Consider the following 20,104-nt stretch of genomic DNA (forward strand, 5'->3'; position numbering starts at 1 on the left):
CGGAGTGGTAGTTCAGTTGGTTAGAATACCGGCCTGTCACGCCGGGGGTCGCGGGTTCGAGTCCCGTCCACTCCGCCACTATTTAAAAAGCCCTAATCTTACGATTAGGGCTTTTTTACATCTGTAATAAGACGGTTTTAATATTATTGATGTATTTAATCTATAGATTAGTTCTTGATTTGTTGAAACGTAAGCGTGCGGGGAACTACACCTAACAAATAAAATTCATTATGCGTATCTTACGATCTTTCATTTAACGAGAACGTAATTATGCAAAAAGATAAAAAGAGAACACCAGAGCAATGGCACGCTCTATTTGAATCTCAGCAATCTAGCAAGCTTAGTGCCGCTGAATTTTGTCGTAACCATAATATTCTGCCAAAGACATTTAGTGCACGTAAAGCACGATGGAAACAAAAGATTAACGCTTCTACTTTCTTGAAAGTAGAAGCGTTAACATCAACTATCATCGCCACTCCACAATTACCAGATATTCAACTTTCTATCGGAAAATTGCGATTAACATTGCCAGCTACTGAACCTCACTGGATAGGACTCTTATTAAAAGGGTATCAATCATGAATGTATTTACTGATGTTTCCACCATTTATCTTCATCGTGATTTTGTCGATTTTCGCAAGGCCATTAATGGCCTTGTCGTGATTGTTGAGCAAGAAATGCAACTATCACCGTTTAGTGATGCTCTATTTATATTTTGCAATAAGCCTCGTGATAAACTCAAAATATTGTATTGGGATAAAACAGGATTCGCTTTATGGTACAAGCGATTAGATGAAGACCGCTTCAAATGGCCACGAAATATAAATAACGATACGTTAGCATTATCAGAGCAGCAACTGACACTGCTATTACAAGGTTTTGATATCTTAGGACATCAACCGGTACATTATCAAACAACCCTTTAAATAGTTGATTCTCAGTCAAGAATAGGAGGCAACCGATTGATTACCTGTATTATCGTTATATAGTCATCTACATGACTGATAAAATAAAACCACTTCCTGATACCATTGACGAGCTGAAAGCACTTGTGCTTCAGCTTGAAAATAAATATAACCGTCTTCTAGAGCAATTTCGACTGGCTCAACATCAGCGCTTTGGTAAAAGCAGTGAATCTGACTCGACTCAATTTGATTTATTCAATGAAACAGAAGAAGAAATCATCATTGAAAATGATGACACACAAACGATTACCTACACTCGTCAAAAGCCAAAACGCCAACGCTTACCTGAAGACTTACCGCGTACTGTTATTATCCACGACATAAAAGATAAAACTTGTAAGTGTTGCGGTCTAGAGATGCATGCGATGGGTAAAGACATCAGTGAAAAGTTGGAATTTGTACCAGCTAAAGTGGAAGTTATTCAACATGTTCGTCCTAAATATGCTTGCCGAAATTGTGAAAAAAACAATACTTCAGTAGACATTAAACAAGCCCCAATGCCAGCGTCACCAATCCCTAAAGGGATTGCGACCGCAAGTTTACTTGCTCAAATTATTACGGCTAAATTTCAATACAGTCTTCCACTTTATCGTCAAGAAACGTTATTTCAGCAATGGGGTATCATTATTGGACGGCGAACGATGGCGGATTGGTTAATAAAATGCTCGGTACTATTTACCCCTCTTAATAACGAGTTACATCGTATTTTGCTTGAACAACCCACTCTGCATTGTGATGAAACAACGGTAAATGTGTTGGATGTTGAAAAAGCAAAATGTTATATGTGGGTCTACTGCTCTGGCTATGATTCTCCAGGCTCTGGTGTTTTGCCTGGAATTGTACTTTATGATTATCAATCTAGCAGGCATGGCTACCATCCAGTTAACTTTTTAAAAGGTTATAACGGGTATTTACATACCGATGGTTACCAAGGTTATGAACAAACTGAAGCGATGTTAGTTGGCTGTTGGGCACACGCACGTCGACGATTTATTGAGGCTCAACGTGTTCAAGTAAAAGGGAAAACAGGGAGTGCAGATTGGGTATTGAGTAAAATCCAAAAGCTATACCGGATCGAATCGTTATTAAAAGAGGCTTCCCCTGAAGCCAAGTATGTTGCTAGGCAGACAGAAGCCCGCGATTTACTTAAAGAGCTCCGTGATTGGCTTGATAGCGCAGTTAGTCGAGTATCACCTAAAACAAAATTAGGTGAGGCGATTAGCTATACATTAAATCAATGGGATAAATTAGTTCGTTATATTGATGATGGATTGTTATCTATTGATAACAATCGAGCAGAGCGAGCGGTTAAACCGTTTGTTATCGGCCGGAAAAACTGGTTATTTTCGGGTTCAACGGCTGGTGCAGATTCAAGTGCAATGCTTTACAGCATTGTAGAAACAGCAAAGGCAAACGGATTAATCCCTTACGATTATATTAGGTATTGTCTAGATCGTTTATGTGTTGGATCGCCAGATATCGATTCACTTTTACCTTGGAATGTAAAAGACAAGGTGTAGTTCCCCGCACGCTTACGTTGAAACGGTTTGACTTATTTAAATAAAAACAGAGGTTAATATGTAATGCCGTTCACTTAAGGGTGAGCGGCATTCTTATTTCTAGCATATCGTTGTGGTCTTGGCTTGACCATTCGAGGGAATGTTCTTTTCCTCCGCCTCTCAAGTATTAAGCTTTCAGCTATCTGATGAAAGCGTTTTAATTGTTGAGGAATTGCTCCTGGCGTTGAGTATGTTACACCAACTAATAACGCAGATACATGAGCAAGTTTCCCATTAAAACTTAACTGATAAGGTAGATAATTTCCTTTTAAATTAAAACAAAGCTCTACCATTTGGTACCGAATTAAATTATAAGTCAACAATATACCCCATAGTTCTTGTTTCACTAATTCAGGTAGACGGCTTCGTAGTGTTAAGCGATTTCCTAACATGTATTGTTTCTGCTCTCGATAACCCAATTCTATTTCCCAGCGATGCTCATAAAGACCGACTATATCTTTTAATGGGGAACGTAATGGGTCAGTCATTGAAGTCAGAACTTGATAATCTTTACCTTTAATTTTTAGAGTTATAAGACGAGCTGTCATCGTTTCTGGTAAATCAGAAACGATGACAGCTCTTGGGTTACTTCGAAGAAGAACAAGTTTGTCATTACGACCTAACGATCGAATTATTTCATATTGAGTATTCTTTTTAAGGGGAATAAGCTAGTGGCGCTCCGAGCCTGTCGTCTGCCATTTATGTAGTAATCCTAGTGAAAGAACCCCTTATCGAACATGGTTACGCTATGGTCGGGAGTACTATCTATTAATTTCTCTGCCAATATCATTTCATTGGTATTGTAATTATCGAAAGCGCTTGCTGTAATAAGATGACTGCTTAGTTCCATTTGGCAAACCATTCTTGTGTTCCTTATTTGACGAGAGAAAGCCTCTTCATTTTTCTGGTTATCAGGAGTTCTCCATACGATACCATCAATAGCTAATAAGGTGAGTTCATTCCATTGAGAGAGATTGGCACTCGCTCAAAGACGGATTTAATGACTGCTTCGCCAAGTGTTTTTCTACGCTGAATAAGAGCACTTGGAGCAACATAGGCTTTACCTGTTCGATCAACAATATCGAGTTGATTAACGAGGTCTTTCATTGATTTGTTGTTATAGATAGCCACACCATTGATTCAAGAGAAAGCTTATGAAGTGGCATAGTAAATTTGGCCACCTAGTTAGAGGTGATATCATCACCTCATAGGTTAACAGGTAGCATTATGACTAAACGTATAAGACGATTATTTAGCACTGAATTTAAACTAGAAGCAGCTCAGCTGGTTCTTGACCAAAATCACTCTGTCGCTGAAGTAGCTAAAGCAATGAATGTCGGTAAATCAACAATGGATAAATGGGTTCGACAACTAAAAAATGAACGATTAGGAAAATCTCCCAAAGAATCCCCCATAACTCCAGAGCAAATTGAAATTCGGGAATTGAAAAAGAAATTAGCTCGTTTAGAAGAGCATAATTCAATACTAAAAAAGGCTACGGCTCTGTTGATGTCAGACTCCTTGAACAATTCGCATTAATCGAAAAACTCAAGCAGAGCTATAGTATTAGCATTATTTGTAAAGTATTCGATATCCATCGAAGTAGTTATAAATATTGGCGAGAGCACCTTAAGGAGATGATCGCAGAGCAGGTCATATTACGGAGTGAGGTTCGAGCTGCGCATACTGCAAGGAATGGCTCCGCCGGGGCAAGAAGCATTGCCGATATTCTGACAAACAAAGGGATTAAACTGAGTCGCTATCGTGCATCTAAGTTAATGAAAGAATTAGAGATAGTCAGTTGCCAAATACCAAAGCATAAATACAATAATGAAGTGAAAGAGCACATTGAGATACCAAACAAACTTAACCGAAAATTTGCAGCTACTGCACCAAACAAAGTTTGGTGTGGTGATGTAACTTATATTTGGATAGGCTCTCGATGGGCTTATTTAGCCATCGTAATGGATTTATTCTCTCGTAAACCGATTGGATGGGCGATGTCATTATCACCTGATAGTACATTGACAGGTAAAGCATTGAGCATGGCCTTTGAATCAAGAGGAAGACCGAAAAATGTGATGTTTCATTCAGATCAAGGTTGTCATTATACTAGCCGACAATTTAGGCAATTATTATGGCGGTATCAAATAGACCAAAGTTTATCTCGTAGAGGAAACTGCTGGGATAATAGTCCAATGGAGCGCTTCTTTCGAAGCTTAAAAAGTGAGTGGATATCGAAAGTCGGATATCGTAATGTTGTGGAAGCAAAAATAAATATAATTAATTACATTACAAGTTATTACAGTACAGTCAGGCCGCATCAATATAACGGAGGACTAACACCTAATGAATCAGAACGGATCTTCTGGTTAAACTCTAAAGCCGTGGCCAGTTTTACTTGACCACTTCAATTTCCTTGTTGAAGGTGTTATTTATCTTTCCAGACACAACCTTAATTAAGACTATTATCTATAGTTTAAATCAGTTGTTAACTGAATTTTAATATCGTGGATATAGTCCAATCCTCATATTAAGTCCTTGAGAATAGACGAGTACTGAGTGTGATATTTATTGTTAAATGTATTAAAAGTAGGTGTTTGAATTGTTTTTTGATATGTATATCATAGGATGTGTCATAAATTTCGAAGCATAGGGTAGCCTATGCTTCGAATGTTATTACTTATTTTTTTCTAATAATTTTGCTTTTTCGATCATGTTAGTAATAGTTGACCCTTGAACTAAAATAGAGAAAACAACGACAGAATAAGTCATTACAAGAATAATCTCTCTTACATCAATGTTTTTGTCGGGAATAACCATAATTCCAGATGGAATAGCAAGTGCCATCGCTAATGCTAAACCACCACGTAAACCTCCCCAAGTTAAGATCTTAACGGATAATGGATTGTAAGTTCTAAATCTCTTAAATCCGATATAAGAAACATAAACACTTAAATATCGACTAGTTAATACTAACGGTATAGATATAGCCATTAAAATCCAATCTTCTTGGTGGAATTTGAATAACAGCATAGACATACCTATTAATAAGAATAAAACGCCATTTAAAAATTCGTCTACTAATTCCCAAAAATGGTCTAAGTGTTCTTCACTTTCTTTTGAAAAACCAATGAAACGAGTCCAGTTTCCGATCATTATTCCGGCAACAACCATTGATAATGGGCCTGATACATGTATCACATCAGCTAAAGCGTAGCCAGCAGTCGGAATACCAATGGTTAATAATAATTCCATCGAATGGTCGTTCGTGGAACTTATTAGGTAATGGAATACTAGACCTAAAACAAAACCATAAATTATGCCACCAATGGCTTCTTGGAAGAATAACGAAGTAACACTCCCTATCGTAGGGGTTTCATTACCGAAAGCAATCGTAAATAAAGTTACGAATATAACTAATCCGAAACCGTCATTAAAAAGAGATTCTCCTTCGATTTGGGTTGAAATACGTTGTGGAGCATTCATTTTTTTTACAATAGCTAAAACAGCTATTGGATCTGTTGGTGATATAAGAGCGCCAAATAACAAACAATAGATAAGGTCAAAATTAATACCTATGAATCCGCAGATAAACCACAGAGCAAAACCTATAAAGAAAGTTGAGAATAATGTAGCCCCGAGAGCTAACACAGTTATTTCCCATTTTTGATCTTTCATATGTGGGAGTTTGATCCCTAAACCACCAGCAAACAGCAAGAAGCCTAATATTCCTTTCAACAAGAAATCTTCAAAATTTATTTCAGTTAATGTTTCAGTTGCTATTTCTCTTAAGTGGAACCAACCATTGTGGCCCGCAATTATTATCGCAAGAGATAACATTATTGATCCTGCGGTAATGGCAATCGTGGTTTGCATTTTTCCTATTTTACTATTGAAGAATGCAATTAACATTGCTCCAGCAGCAAGAAAACAGAGCGTATTGTAGACGGACATTACTAAACCTCTAATTATGTATTTTATGTAACAAACTATGACTTATATCATTTTCCGCGTAATTTGATAAATATCAAATATTATTTCTATTTTGTTAAAATAAATCCATTTTAGACGTCTAGATTTCTATTCGATGTGTGATAGGATTGTAAAAAGAAAGTTTATGGATGAGGCAGTACCGTGGCAGGAAGCATGATAAAAAATCAAATCGAAAAACAGCTTTTAGAACGAATTTTATTGATTGATGGTGGTATGGGTACCATGATTCAAGAATATAAATTTGAAGAAAATGATTACCGTGGAGAAAGATTCATTGATTGGCATTGTGATCTAAAAGGAAATAATGATCTATTAGTCTTGTCAAACCCTAGTGTAATTCGTGATATTCATTTGGCCTATTTAGAAGCAGGGGCCGATATTCTTGAAACAAACACTTTTAATGCAACGACGATTGCAATGGCTGACTATGATATGGAAAGCCTAAGTGCAGAAATTAACTTTGAAGCTGCAAAATTAGCTAGAAAAGCAGCCGATGAATGGACTCTCAAAACACCTCATAAACCCCGTTATGTTGCGGGTGTTCTAGGACCAACAAATAGAACCTGTACGCTTTCACCTGATGTTAATGACCCGGGTTTTCGTAATGTCACATTTGATGGATTAGTTAAAGCATATTCTGAATCTACTCGCGCTCTTATTAAAGGTGGATCTGATTTAATTCTTATCGAAACTATTTTTGATACCTTGAATGCGAAGGCCTGTTCATTTGCCGTTGAATCTGTTTTTGAAGAAATGGGAATTACATTACCCGTTATGATCTCGGGAACTATCACGGACGCCTCTGGCCGTACATTATCAGGTCAAACTACAGAAGCTTTCTATAATGCACTCCGTCATGTAAAACCAATCTCATTTGGTCTTAATTGTGCTTTAGGCCCTGACGAGTTGCGTGAATATGTTGGAGAATTATCTCGAATTTCTGAATGCAGTGTTTCGGCTCACCCAAATGCTGGCTTACCTAATGCGTTTGGTGAATATGATCTTTCTCCTGAAGAGATGGCAGAGCACGTAGCTGAATGGGCTCGAAGCGGCTTCTTAAATTTAATCGGGGGTTGTTGTGGTACAACGCCAGAACATATTCGTCAAATGGCTGCGGCAGTTGAAGGTGTGAAGCCTCGCGTTTTACCTGATATTCCTGTTGCTTGTCGTTTGTCTGGTTTAGAGCCTCTAACCATTTCTAAAGAGTCTTTGTTTGTAAATGTTGGTGAAAGAACTAACGTAACGGGTTCTGCTCGTTTTAAACGTTTGATTAAAGAAGAGTTATACGATGAAGCGTTAAGTGTTGCCCGTGAACAAGTTGAAAATGGCGCACAAATTATCGATATAAATATGGATGAAGGAATGTTGGAATCAGAAGCCTGTATGGTTCGCTTCCTTAATCTATGTGCATCTGAGCCTGAAATATCGAAAGTTCCAGTGATGGTCGATTCCTCTAAATGGGAAGTTATCGAGGCTGGCTTAAAGTGTATTCAGGGTAAAGGTATCGTTAACTCTATTTCACTGAAAGAAGGTAAAGAAAAATTTGTAGAACAAGCTAAGTTGGTTCGCCGTTACGGTGCGGCAGTTATTGTGATGGCCTTTGATGAGAAAGGGCAAGCGGATACTCGTGAACGAAAGATCGAGATATGCACCAACGCTTATAATATTTTAGTTAATGAAGTTGGTTTCCCACCTGAAGATATCATTTTTGATCCAAATATCTTTGCTATTGCGACTGGTATTGATGAGCATAATAATTATGCTGTCGATTTCATAGAAGCCGTTGCCGATATTAAAAGAACATTACCTCATGCGATGATCTCAGGTGGTGTTTCTAATGTGTCATTCTCATTCCGTGGAAATAATTACGTTAGAGAGGCAATTCAGGCTGTATTTTTATACCACTGTTTTAAACATGGTATGGATATGGGAATAGTAAATGCTGGTCAGCTGGAAATTTACGATAACGTACCTGAAGAATTACGAGAGGCGGTTGAAGATGTAGTCTTAAATCGAAGAGATGATTCCACAGAACGTTTGCTGGATATTGCTACTGCTTATTTAGAAAAAGCGGTGGGTAAAGTTGAAGATAAATCAGCACTAGAATGGCGTACTTGGACGGTAGAAAAGCGTTTAGAGCATTCTTTAGTTAAAGGTATTACTGACTTTATTGTCGATGATACAGAAGAAGCTCGTGTTAATTCTGAACGCCCAATTCATGTGATTGAAGGTCCATTAATGGATGGGATGAACGTGGTTGGTGATTTGTTTGGTGAAGGAAAGATGTTCCTTCCACAAGTAGTAAAATCAGCTCGTGTAATGAAGCAAGCGGTTGCTCATTTAGAACCCTTTATAAATGCAACAAAAGACGTAGGTTCTACAAATGGGAAAATCTTATTAGCGACAGTTAAAGGTGACGTTCATGATATTGGAAAGAATATCGTAGGTGTCGTACTTCAATGTAATAATTATGAAATTATTGACCTTGGTGTCATGGTGTCATGTGAAAAAATTCTTAAAGTAGCTAAAGAAGAAAACGTCGATATTATTGGTTTATCTGGTTTGATCACCCCTTCTCTTGATGAGATGGTGCATGTTGCTAAAGAGATGGAACGACAAGGATTTACTGTGCCTCTTTTGATCGGTGGGGCAACGACATCGAAAGCGCACACTGCCGTTAAAATAGAACAAAATTACTCACAGCCGGTTGTTTATGTGAATAATGCCTCACGTGCCGTAGGCGTATGTACATCACTTCTTTCTAATGAATTAAAACCTGCATTTATTGAAAAGTTAGATTTAGATTATGACCGAGTGCGAGATCAGCATAATAGAAAAATACCACGTACAAAACCTATTACATTAGAAAGGGCACGAGCTAATAAAGTTGATATCGATTGGGTTAGTTATACTCCACCAACGCCAATGAAACCAGGCGTACATATTATAGATGATGTTGATATAGCAACATTACGTAAATATATCGATTGGACACCATTCTTTATGACTTGGTCTTTAATGGGGAAATACCCTGCGATTTTAGAGCATGATGAAGTTGGCGAAGAAGCGAAACGCTTATATAAAGACGCTAATGATCTTTTAGACCGTGTAGACACTGAAGGGTTATTAAAAGCCCGTGGTATGTGTGCATTATTTCCTGCGGCAGGTATTGGTGATGATATCGAAGTGTATAGCGATGAATCTCGAACAACAGTCGTAAAAGTACTGCATAATTTGCGTCAACAAACGGCAAAACCAAAAGGGTTTAATTACTGCCTATCTGATTATATAGCACCAAAAGAAAGTGGGAAGAAAGATTGGATTGGTGGTTTTGCGGTTACTGGTGGAATCGGTGAACGTGATTTAGCGGATGCATATAAAGCGAATGGTGATGATTATAACGCAATTATGATCCAAGCTATTGCTGATCGTTTAGCGGAAGGTTTTGCTGAATATTTACATGAAAAAGTACGTAAAGAAATTTGGGGTTATGCTACGGACGAAAACCTGGCTAATGATGAGTTGATCCGAGAAAAATATCAAGGTATTAGGCCTGCTCCTGGATATCCTGCATGTCCTGAACATACTGAAAAAGGGGCTCTTTGGGAATTAATGAAGATTGAAGAATCAATTGGCATGTCATTAACATCGAGCTATGCAATGTGGCCTGGCGCTTCAGTATCTGGAATGTATTTTTCTCATCCTGATTCTCGTTATTTTGCTATTGCACAAATACAGAAAGATCAAGCTGAAAGTTACGCTGAACGAAAAGGCTGGGATATGTTAGAAGCAGAGAAATGGTTAGGACCTAACTTAAATTAAACCTTAATTATGACTTAAAATAAATGCCCATTAGCGAATGTTAATGGGTATTTTTATTACGTTAATATTTATTCGAAGAGTTCTTTATGAAGTACTTCCACTGCTTTTTTTGCTTCAGAGTCACTTAATAAAAAGCATAAATTATGCGGGCTAGCACCGTAACAAATCATACGTAAATTAAATTCTTCTAATGTACCAAAAACTTGCTTTGCAGAACCTTTAGAGTTACTCATCTTATTACCAATTAAAGCGACTAAGCATAGATTGTTTTCAACTTCTACAGTGCAAAGTTCTTCGAGCTCTCTTTGTGCCTCTAACGGTAGTTCAGGAGCTTTACCGTTAGTGTTCGTTTGATCTAAAGTTAATGCAACACTGACCTCTGATGTGGTAATTAAATCTACCGATATTTGGTATTTAACCTGAATTCTGGATAAAACATGCTTTAAGCGAGGATTAGTTCAAATTCACATTCTGATAGCTTAATTCGTGGCTTTTGTTTTTTTAAACAATAAGCCACAACGCCTGAAATTACATTTAGCATGAAACCAGTCACGCTACGATGACGGCTATGTTCAATTTGAGAGATATTCTTCAATTGGTCATTTATCGTTTCGATAATGTATCTCTTTGATAACATAGCCTTATCAAAAGCACTTATCTCTTTTGCTTTCATGTTTTTTCGCGAGGTAGTCACTAAATCGACATCAGAGTTCTTTAAGCTCTCACTCAACTTTTTACCTATGTACCCTTTATCAGCGTACAATTTCCCCGAGAGTTCTTTGCATAAATCAGGTACAGGAGTCCTATCATTTACATTGCCAGCTGTGATTTTCAGCGAAATAATTTCTCCAAGATGGTTAATCAATAAATGAAGTTTGAAGCCGAAAAACCATCCCATGGTACCTTTTCCTCTTTTCGCAACACCATCAAAGACTTTATGGCGAGGAATTCGAATGTTATGGCATACTTTAAGACTCGTGGAGTCAACAAAAGCAATGCCAGTCGGCTTACCTTTGATAGATTGAAAATAGGCACACATTGGGGCGATTAGGCTAGGCATTTTGCTCACAAATCGAGTGTAGCTAAGTAAATTTGGAAAGTATCCTTTCCAATATTGATGAACTAACCCGATATAGAAGTTCTTGAAATCTCTATGATTTGATTGATGAAAAGCGATGACAATAGTCATACATTCACTAGTAGACATTACTGACTGACGTTTTCTTTTTCTCTCACTAGCCTCAACAAGGTATTTTTCCCATTGAGATAAGAATTGATAACAAAAATCATCGACATCACAAAATATATCAACTAATTTATTCATCTTGCCCACCTTTTAAAATACGTTCAAATAATTCTTGGTCGAAAGATCTGATCGTTAGGTGGGCAATTAGTTCAGCCTTATCCAGAATTCAGGTTATTTAGCTAAAATTTTAAATACTTCAGCTAAAAATCCATAAGCATGAAACATACTTGGGCTATGTAACGTCACCATGGTTTGATTGCAACGTAATGTTAATGCTCGAAATAATGGAGAGCTATTTACCTTTTGTTTGATCCATGTACCGCCTTTTTCTGGCTCTTTAGATGAGCCAACAAACACTGGGATTTGATGACGCAATGCAGGAAGTAAAGTTGAAGGATGTAGAATTTTCGCACCATAGTTTGCCATTTCTGATGCTTCACTAAAGCTGATTTCTGGAATAGGGGAAGCTTTGGGAGCGATGCGAGGATCTGTCGTATAAATACCAGGGACATCAGTCCAAATTTCTAAACCGCAAGCTCTTACTGATTCTGCGATCAAGGCTGCACTATAATCACTACCGCCTCTGCCTAATGTTGTTGTATTTCCGTCACAATCCGCACCAATAAATCCTTGAGTAACGACGATGTGTTTTTGGCATAAAGGAGCTAGTTTTTCTTGAGCTAGATGAGAAATATAGTCTAATTGAGGTTCGCCTTTACCAAATGTTGAGTCAGTACGAAGAACGGTTCTTATATCAAAACGAACGGCTGAATTGCCTCGCTCAATTAACAATTGAGTAAATAGGTGAGTAGACATTAGCTCACCGCAAGAAACAAGGTGATCGGTTAATTTATCACTTATTTGGAATGAGGCTGAATCAGCGGCTTTTTCTATATCATCTAAGATTTCAAGAATAGCTTGTTCTGGATAAACAGGATCAGCTAATTGATCTAATACAGAGAAGTGAATATCTTTTAATTCATTAAGAATATTTTTTTTCCGTTGAGTATTTTCAACACCGTTAGCTAATTCAACTAACAGGTTTGTGACCCCTGAGCAGGCGCTAATAACAACTAAGTGAGTATTTTTGTTTTGTTCTATTACATGGGCACTACGGCTCATTGCTTCAAAATTAGCAACGCTAGTGCCACCAAATTTAGCAACATTTATAGGGTTCACTATCCTGTCTCCCGACTACATCCAATGTGGAAATAAATATGAAGAAACGACAGCAATATAAAAGGTTATTGCTAGAAGCTCTTCACTTAATATTTAAGTGACAATCGTAAGGATTCAGCCAATACGATCGATAAACGACTCCCAAGGGTAGTTTATCTCGGCATAACTCTCCCTCACTTATTTGTTTTGGAGTTTGGGCTCCACAAATTAAGCTACCTAGGTAATGCTCCTCTTCTTTATATTTCTAAAAGTACGAAATACGTTTCATTAATGTGCTTTTTTATGAATCAAATGTCAATTGATAGTAACGTTTTTTTTGTCTTTCTTACCTTCTAAGTAAAATTTAACTATTTAGTGTTGTTTTAGGCAGTTAAGTCACTCTAATTAGTTTGTCTAATTGAGTTTAATTATTTTTATGTTTATTATTTGAACACTTACTATTCAAGGAGCGAGTCATGCAAAGTTTTATTCCACCACAAAGAACCCTTATGGGACCTGGTCCATCTGATGTTTCTCCCCAGGTATTACAAGCATTGAGTCGCCCTACTATTGGTCATTTAGACCCATTGTTTATTAAAATGATGGATGAAGTAAAAGAGTTATTAAAATACGCATTTCAAACAAAAAATGAATTTACTATCGCGGTGTCAGCGCCAGGCAGTGCAGGAATGGAAACGTGTTTTGTTAATCTTGTAGAGAGAGGCGAAAAAGTACTTGTTTGCCGTAATGGTGTTTTTGGTGAGCGAATGCGACAGAATGTAGAGCGTTGCGGTGGAATTGCGATCGTTATTGATGATGAATGGGGAACTCCTGTATCGTTAGCAAAAGTAGAAGAAGCATTGATTAAAGATCCTGAGATTAATGTTATCGCATTTGTGCACGCAGAGACATCAACAGGTGTATTAAGTGATGCGAAGTCTATCTCTGAATTGGCACAGAAATACAACTGTTTAACTATTGTAGACGCAGTAACATCGTTGGGTGGGGTTCCTTTATTCGTAGATGAATGGTTATTAGATGCGGTTTATTCAGGATCTCAAAAATGCTTATCTTGTATACCTGGTCTTTCTCCGGTGACGTTTTCAAATAAAGCGGTTGAGAAAATGAAGTCAAGAAAAGAACCGGTACAAAGTTGGTTTTTAGACCAAAGCCTAGTATTGGGTTACTGGAGTGGAGAAGGCAAAAGAAGCTATCATCATACCGCACCAGTAAACAGTCTATATGCATTGCATGAATCATTATTAATGCTTAAAAATGAGGGGCTAGAGAATGCATGGAAGAGACATGATCATTTTCACCAAGAACTTAAGCGTGGACTAGAAAGTTTAGGTGTTTCATTTATTGTTGATGAGAAATACCGATTACCACAGCTAAATGCGGTCTATATTCCTGATGGTACTGATGATGCTTTAGTTCGAAAAGTATTATTAGAAGAATATAATTTAGAAATTGGCGCAGGATTAGGGGATTTAGCGGGTAAAGCTTGGCGCATTGGATTGATGGGGTATGCGGCACGTAAAGAAAACGTGTCTCTTTGTTTAAAAGCGTTATCTGACGTATTATAAATAACATGATGATAAAACGCCGTTGATAAATTCAACGGCGTTTTATCATTACTTTCTGATTTGACGTAACTTTTGGTCAAGTTGAACGGTTTCGAAATTGTTATTCGGAAATAAGAATACGGCTTCTCTTCTTATGTCTTCCGCGTTTGCTTCTTGCTCTAAAGCTTGATAAGCGATGATTAGGTTTTGATAAAATGCTGGTCTAGGTTTATTTTTTATAAGCTCTTTGGACCAAGTAATGTAAGGTATGATTAAATCGGGTCTTTTATTGATGACGCCAATGGATAATTGTGCTGATAATACATCCCAATTAAATCTATCTTCCCATACGACAGGATTACTGACTTGATTTAATATTTCTGGATTCATTGGTTTTGTTGTTTCAAATTTGGTTAAAATCCAGTTCGTGTGTAATGTTGAAAGCATATAAAAAGCAGTGATAATAGGAAGAACAAGAGAACTTACTCGTAACGATATTTTGCTGACTCCAGTAATGCGGTATTTTTTATACTTACAGCTAAGCTGGTCTATCCAAAAGAGAAGGATAATGAAGGTAAACCAGTGAAGCATAGAATGGTAAAAAGGGTATTCTAATTGGCTGTGAATAAAGATAGGACTGATTAGAGCAAGCAATGCAAATTGTGTATCTAATTTACTTTTTCTAATTTTTAGTAACACCCCACCAGCGGCTAATAATAATCCAAATATAGCAAGAATGCCGCCTTCTACTCCCCAGTAGAGGACCTCATTATGAGGATGGTCCATTGATGGTAATCCCGATTTATAATCGGCAGATATTTGGTGCTGTTTGGCCGTATAAAGAATGTAAGCGGCTTCAAAATTCCCATAGCCAGTAATTGGTTTCTCTAAAAACATATCCAGTGCTTGGGGGAATGTGTATCTTCTTGGACTTTCTAAATCTGCTTTTTTACTTAATAATGAAATATTATTGAAATCATCATTTTGTGAAAAATGTAAGATAACAAAACTGCCACTAACGCCCATAATTAAAGCAAGAACCCACGAGGAAAATCGTTTTTTTGTGCAATATTTCCACATGTATGGGATTAACAATAGAAGGCTAAATACCGCAGCAATCCAACCCGTTCGTGAAGCTAAAACAATAATTAGCGGTAAGGTTAGGATTATTGTTATATATAAAAGCGTAAGGGCGACAGGGTTCTCTCGGTATTTAATTGGTTGTCTTGCCAAAAAATACGAGGCTATGGCAAGCCCGGTAACTAAAAAGCTTGCCATTACATTTGGTTGCTGAAAAATACCATAAGGGCGGTTTGAAATTACGTTATAACCAAACGAATTCCCTGATTCTAGAAATAGATATTGAATATAGCCAAAAATAGCTTCAATCAATACAGAACCAATGATGCACCATAGAAGCCATTGCTTTTGTTTATTAGAAAATGCAAATTGTTGTAAGGTGAGAAAGAAAAGCCAGCCAGCCCATAATCCAAAAAATTTTCCAGCGGCTAATAATGGAGAGGAGTCTTGATAGATTAAAGGTACAGAAAGTAGAACTGCTGAGAAAAACAAAACGATTGTTAATGTTGAATACTTAATTAGCCCTTGTTTCGCTATATGATAGAAGGCAATGGCAATGGCAATACTTGCAGGGATCCAAGAGGCAGCATTAAAGGCTAAATGGAGACCTGATCCACCTGGATTTGGTTGGAAAAAGTGAGCACAAACAAAAAATAGAATACTGAGGCTAACGAGAAAAGATTTAGTAAGTGGTTTTTTTATTTTTCTTGCTTCGAGTTGAGTTCCCTGAGTAAGTAAGGTTGCCATTTTTTCAATTAATCCCTGTAATAAAGCCAGCAAAGTGCTGGCTTTATTCTATCCGATAATACTTAATAAGTATGGAATTTTATAAGGAAAGCATTGGTTTTAAGAAGCGTGCCGTATGTGAGCCTTCAACAAGTGCAACTTCTTCGGGGGTTCCTTCTGCAATAATCTCTCCACCACCATTACCACCTTCTGGCCCTAAATCTACCACCCAGTCAGCTGTTTTTACTACATCTAGATTATGCTCAATAACCACAATGGTATTTCCTCGTTCACGTAAGTGATGAAGCACAGTCAATAGTTGTTGAATATCATGAAAATGCAAACCAGTAGTTGGCTCATCTAAAATATAGAGTGTTTTTCCAGTATCTCTTTTCGATAATTCTCGAGCTAGTTTGACTCGTTGAGCCTCCCCTCCAGACAAAGTCGTTGCCGCTTGACCTAAACGAATGTAAGAGAGTCCTACATCCATGAGTGTTTTTAATTTGCGAGCAATCACGGGAACAGGAGCAAAGAAAGTATGAGCATCTTCAATAGTCATCTGAAGAACTTCATCAATACTCTTACCTTTATATTTTACTTCAAGCGTTTCACGGTTGTAGCGTTTACTCTTACACACATCACATGGTACATAAACATCAGGTAAGAAATGCATTTCTACTTTTATAACCCCATCACCTTGGCAAGCTTCACAACGGCCACCTCGAACATTAAAACTAAAGCGTCCAGGTTTATAGCCACGAGATCGGGATTCCGGTGTTCCAGAGAATAACTCTCGTATTGGAGTAAAAATACCAGTATAAGTCGCGGGGTTTGAGCGAGGGGTTCGGCCTATTGGACTTTGATCTATATCGATGACTTTATCAAAGTGTTCGATGCCTTTAATTTTTTTATAAGGCGCGGGCTCTGAAGTTGTCGCTCCATTTAATTGAGTATGTGCAATCTTGAAAAAAGTATCGTTAATGAGTGTCGATTTACCAGAACCAGAAACACCAGTGATACAAGTAAAGAGACCAACCGGTAATTTTAATGTGACATTTTTTAAATTATTACCAGTCGCGCCAATCAGTTCTACTTGTTTTTTAGGGTCCGCTTTAACTCGTTCTTTTGGTACCGGGATTTTTTTTGCGCCACTTAAGTATTGGCCTGTTAAAGAGTCTGGGTTATTAATGATTGCCGCATAATCGCCTTCAGCAACAATATATCCACCATGAACACCGGCTCCAGGGCCTATATCAATAATATGATCGGCACTTCGAATTGCATCTTCATCATGCTCAACGACAATCACCGTATTTCCGAGATCACGTAAATGATTCAACGTTTTTAATAATCGTTCATTGTCGCGTTGATGGAGCCCAATTGATGGTTCATCAAGTACATACATAACACCTACAAGCCCTGCGCCAATTTGACTAGCAAGACGTATTCGTTGAGCTTCTCCGCCAGAAAGGGTGTCCGCACCGCGCGATAAATTAAGGTAATTTAGACCAACATTAATAAGAAAATTTAAGCGCTCGTTTATTTCTTTCATTATCTTATCGGCAATTTGTGCTTTTTGTCCTGTTAAGGTTAATGAGCTGAAAAATGCCATCGAATCTTGAATGCTCATTTCACAGATTTCAGATAACGTGGTATCAGCGACAAAAACGCTTCTTGCTTCTAAGCGTAGGCGAGTCCCATGGCAACTAGAGCAAGATTGTGTAGAAATGTATTTGGATAAATCATCACGAACGGAGCTTGATTCTGTTTCTTTATAGCGGCGATCTAAAGTATTTAAAATACCTTCAAATGGGTGACGTTTTACACGTAAATCACCCCGGTCATTACTGTAATGAAATTCAACTTCTTCATTACCAGAGCCATTAAGGATGATTTGTTGAATTTTTTTTGACAATGATTTAAAGGGTGAGAAAAGGTCAAAAGTATAGTGTTCAGCGAGAGAAGTTAGCATTTGGAAGTAGTAATAGTTCTTTTGATCCCATCCTTTGATCGCCCCTTCAGCAATACTAAGTTTGTTATCTAAAACGATTCTATCGGCATCGAAATATTGTTGTACACCTAAGCCATCACAGGTACCACAAGCCCCTGCTGGATTATTGAAAGAGAATAAGCGAGGTTCGAGTTCTTGCATGCTATAACCACAATGTGGGCAAGCAAAATTAGCCGAAAAGATCAGTGGTTCATTATCGGTCTTATCCATATAGTCGATAACGGCAATGCCACCGGTTAGTTCTAATGCCGTTTCAAACGATTCTGCTAAACGCTGTTGAAGATCTGAACGGACTTTAAACCGATCAACGACAACTTCAATGGTGTGTTTTTTGTGTAACTCTAATGTGGGTGGATCGGAAAGATCACATACTTCACCATCAATACGGGCTCGAATAAAGCCTTGTGCTGCTAGATTTTCTAATGTTTTAACATGCTCGCCTTTACGCTCCTTAATAATAGGAGCGAGTAACATAAGCTTAGTGCCTTCCGGCAGTTCTAAGGCTTTATCTACCATTTGACTAACGGTTTGAGCAGTAAGTTCGACATGATGCTCAGGGCAGCGGGGTTCACCAATACGAGCGTATAGTAAACGCAAATAATCGTAGATTTCAGTAATGGTACCCACGGTAGATCTTGGGTTATGAGATGTGGATTTTTGTTCGATAGAGATAGCAGGAGACAACCCTTCGATATGGTCTACATCGGGTTTTTCCATAAGAGATAAAAATTGACGGGCATAAGCAGATAATGACTCAACATAACGTCGTTGACCTTCTGCATATAATGTATCAAATGCCAAAGAAGATTTACCTGACCCAGATAACCCAGTTATCACAATTAATTTATCACGTGGGAGTGTTAAGCTAATATTTTTTAGGTTGTGGGTTCTGGCCCCTCTAACTTCAATTTTATCCATTGGGATCTCACTGCATAAATAATGACTGAAGACTAAGTATTGCACAGACTATTAGAACAACAAAGAGGTACTGGATAAAAAAACAGTAATGATAAGGTAGGAGAGATTCAGAATGAAAAAAAACGCCTTATGATATGTCATAAGACGTAATAATAATTAAAACAAACGAGCTTACTTTTTACCTGTTGTTTGTTTTGCTAATTCAGCTGATTTTTTATCTTTTAAATATACATTTTCGTAGCAGTAGTTTGTTGCTTGGATATAACCTTCAACGCTACCACAGTCAAAACGCTTACCTTTAAATTTATAAGCAAGAACACAACCTGATTGAGCTTGCTTTAATAACGCATCGGTAATTTGGATTTCACCACCTTTACCTGGTTCTGTTTGCTCAATAATCTCAAAGATATCTGGTGTTAGAATGTAACGACCAATGATCGCAAGGTTACTTGGTGCAGTGCCTGGTTCTGGTTTTTCAACCATGTTATCTATGCGGTATAGATCGTCTTTGATCATTTCACCTGCAATAACGCCGTATTTATGCGTTTCGTTATCAGGTACTTCTTCTACTGCAACGATAGAACAACGGAATTGCTTATACAAAGCAACCATTTGAGACAGTACGCCTTGTTCTTCATTGACACATAAATCATCAGCAAGTACGACAGCAAATGGTTCATCGCCGATGAGTTCACGGCCAGTAAGAATGGCATGACCTAAACCTTTCATTTCTCTTTGACGAATATAAGTAAAATGTGCAGCGTCAATTAATTCACGAACGTCTTCAAGAAGTTCTTCTTTATTTGTGCCACTGATTTGGTGTTCTAGCTCGTAGTTTTTATCAAAGTGATCCATTAAAGAATGCTTACCACGGCCAGTGACGATGCATATTCCGTCCATGCCTGCATTGATAGCTTCTTCTACGCCATATTCTATAAGCGGTTTATTTACGATTGGCATCATTTCTTTTGGCATAGATTTAGTCGCAGGAAGAAAACGAGTACCGTAGCCAGCGGCAGGAAAAAGACATTTCTTGATCATAACTGAGTCCTAAAGAC

The 20,104-nt window shown here is 37.7% G+C and carries 11 protein-coding genes, 1 tRNA gene, 3 pseudogenes and 1 riboswitch; of the genes and pseudogenes, 7 read left to right on the plus strand and 8 right to left on the minus strand.

Going from position 1 to position 20,104, the window contains the following annotated elements; genetic code table 11:
- Position 1: 1 nt before the first annotated feature.
- The 4 genes from VSAL_RS02490 (at position 2) to VSAL_RS02505 (ending at position 2,485) form a co-directional block, all read left to right on the plus strand.
- Positions 2-78 (plus strand) — tRNA-Asp (locus tag VSAL_RS02490).
- A gap of 192 nt (positions 79-270) precedes the next feature.
- Positions 271-582: an IS66 family insertion sequence element accessory protein TnpA gene (gene tnpA / locus VSAL_RS02495; RefSeq protein ID WP_012549149.1), complete on the plus strand. Its 312-nt coding sequence runs from the start codon at positions 271-273 to the stop codon at positions 580-582.
- Positions 579-926: an IS66 family insertion sequence element accessory protein TnpB gene (gene tnpB / locus VSAL_RS02500; protein WP_012548924.1), complete on the plus strand. Its 348-nt coding sequence runs from the start codon at positions 579-581 to the stop codon at positions 924-926. Before tnpA ends, tnpB begins: the two co-directional genes overlap by 4 nt.
- 71 nt (positions 927-997) lie before the next feature.
- A complete protein-coding gene (locus VSAL_RS02505) occupies positions 998-2,485 on the plus strand; it encodes an IS66-like element ISVsa2 family transposase (RefSeq protein ID WP_012549088.1) in 1,488 nt (495 codons plus the stop codon).
- A 74-nt stretch (positions 2,486-2,559) separates the two neighbouring features.
- On the opposite strand, the pseudogene VSAL_RS02510 reads toward VSAL_RS02505, so the two are convergent.
- Positions 2,560-3,693, minus strand: a pseudogene (locus VSAL_RS02510) (IS4 family transposase); the annotation flags it as partial.
- A gap of 58 nt (positions 3,694-3,751) precedes the next feature.
- Between VSAL_RS02510 and VSAL_RS02520 the strand changes: the two are divergent.
- A protein-coding gene (locus VSAL_RS02520; RefSeq protein ID WP_085941782.1) for an IS3-like element ISVsa11 family transposase occupies positions 3,752-4,929 on the plus strand; the annotation gives its coding sequence in 2 pieces (ribosomal slippage) (positions 3,752-4,010 and positions 4,010-4,929; 1,179 coding nt in all).
- A gap of 274 nt (positions 4,930-5,203) precedes the next feature.
- Here VSAL_RS02520 and VSAL_RS02525 read toward each other — a convergent pair.
- Positions 5,204-6,481: a cation:proton antiporter gene (locus tag VSAL_RS02525; protein WP_012549262.1), complete on the minus strand. Its 1,278-nt coding sequence runs from the start codon at positions 6,479-6,481 to the stop codon at positions 5,204-5,206.
- A gap of 192 nt (positions 6,482-6,673) precedes the next feature.
- Here VSAL_RS02525 and metH point away from each other — a divergent pair, with 192 nt between their 5' ends.
- Positions 6,674-10,342 (plus strand): methionine synthase, encoded by a 3,669-nt coding sequence (gene metH / locus VSAL_RS02530; RefSeq protein WP_044583175.1) that lies wholly within the window; start codon positions 6,674-6,676, stop codon positions 10,340-10,342.
- 68 nt (positions 10,343-10,410) lie between these two features.
- Here metH and VSAL_RS22655 read toward each other — a convergent pair.
- The 3 genes and pseudogenes from VSAL_RS22655 to lysC all read right to left on the minus strand — a co-directional run.
- Positions 10,411-10,767 (minus strand): annotated as a pseudogene (locus VSAL_RS22655) (ACT domain-containing protein); the annotation flags it as partial.
- A gap of 17 nt (positions 10,768-10,784) precedes the next feature.
- Complete coding sequence (locus VSAL_RS02535; RefSeq protein WP_012548944.1) at positions 10,785-11,666, minus strand: IS982-like element ISVsa6 family transposase; 882 nt, start codon at positions 11,664-11,666, stop codon at positions 10,785-10,787.
- Between the two features lie 96 nt (positions 11,667-11,762).
- Positions 11,763-12,767 (minus strand): annotated as a pseudogene (gene lysC / locus VSAL_RS02540) (lysine-sensitive aspartokinase 3); the annotation flags it as partial.
- Positions 12,768-12,834: 67 nt separating this feature from the next.
- Positions 12,835-13,009: riboswitch (Lysine riboswitch) on the minus strand.
- A 213-nt stretch (positions 13,010-13,222) separates the two neighbouring features.
- Here lysC and VSAL_RS02545 point away from each other — a divergent pair.
- On the plus strand, positions 13,223-14,332 hold the full coding sequence (locus VSAL_RS02545) for a pyridoxal-phosphate-dependent aminotransferase family protein (protein ID WP_012549264.1): 1,110 nt from the start codon (positions 13,223-13,225) through the stop codon (positions 14,330-14,332).
- A 48-nt stretch (positions 14,333-14,380) separates the two neighbouring features.
- On the opposite strand, the gene VSAL_RS02550 is transcribed toward VSAL_RS02545, so the two are convergent.
- The 3 genes from VSAL_RS02550 to galU all read right to left on the minus strand — a co-directional run bounded on the left by VSAL_RS02550 (position 14,381) and on the right by galU (position 20,087).
- On the minus strand, positions 14,381-16,138 hold the full coding sequence (locus VSAL_RS02550) for a PglL family O-oligosaccharyltransferase (RefSeq protein WP_012549265.1): 1,758 nt from the start codon (positions 16,136-16,138) through the stop codon (positions 14,381-14,383).
- 79 nt (positions 16,139-16,217) lie between these two features.
- Positions 16,218-19,046, minus strand: coding sequence for an excinuclease ABC subunit UvrA (uvrA, locus tag VSAL_RS02555; protein ID WP_012549266.1), 2,829 nt, complete (start codon positions 19,044-19,046; stop codon positions 16,218-16,220).
- A gap of 171 nt (positions 19,047-19,217) precedes the next feature.
- The gene (gene galU, locus VSAL_RS02560) at positions 19,218-20,087 is read right to left on the minus strand and encodes a UTP--glucose-1-phosphate uridylyltransferase GalU (RefSeq protein ID WP_012549267.1); all 870 of its coding nucleotides are present in this window, start codon (positions 20,085-20,087) and stop codon (positions 19,218-19,220) included.
- Between the last annotated feature and the right edge of the window lie 17 nt (positions 20,088-20,104).

This window comes from Aliivibrio salmonicida LFI1238, from assembly GCF_000196495.1.
GTDB lineage: Bacteria > Pseudomonadota > Gammaproteobacteria > Enterobacterales > Vibrionaceae > Aliivibrio > Aliivibrio salmonicida.

Coding starts and splice junctions, on each gene's coding strand:
- tnpA (WP_012549149.1), top strand. CDS start 271: ATGCAAAAAGATAAAAAGAGAACACCAGAGCAATGGCACGCTCTATTT.
- tnpB (WP_012548924.1), top strand. CDS start 579: ATGAATGTATTTACTGATGTTTCCACCATTTATCTTCATCGTGATTTT.
- VSAL_RS02505 (WP_012549088.1), top strand. CDS start 998: ATGACTGATAAAATAAAACCACTTCCTGATACCATTGACGAGCTGAAA.
- VSAL_RS02525 (WP_012549262.1), bottom strand. CDS start 6,481: ATGTCCGTCTACAATACGCTCTGTTTTCTTGCTGCTGGAGCAATGTTA.
- metH (WP_044583175.1), top strand. CDS start 6,674: ATGATAAAAAATCAAATCGAAAAACAGCTTTTAGAACGAATTTTATTG.
- VSAL_RS02535 (WP_012548944.1), bottom strand. CDS start 11,666: ATGAATAAATTAGTTGATATATTTTGTGATGTCGATGATTTTTGTTAT.
- VSAL_RS02545 (WP_012549264.1), top strand. CDS start 13,223: ATGCAAAGTTTTATTCCACCACAAAGAACCCTTATGGGACCTGGTCCA.
- VSAL_RS02550 (WP_012549265.1), bottom strand. CDS start 16,138: ATGGCAACCTTACTTACTCAGGGAACTCAACTCGAAGCAAGAAAAATA.
- uvrA (WP_012549266.1), bottom strand. CDS start 19,046: ATGGATAAAATTGAAGTTAGAGGGGCCAGAACCCACAACCTAAAAAAT.
- galU (WP_012549267.1), bottom strand. CDS start 20,087: ATGATCAAGAAATGTCTTTTTCCTGCCGCTGGCTACGGTACTCGTTTT.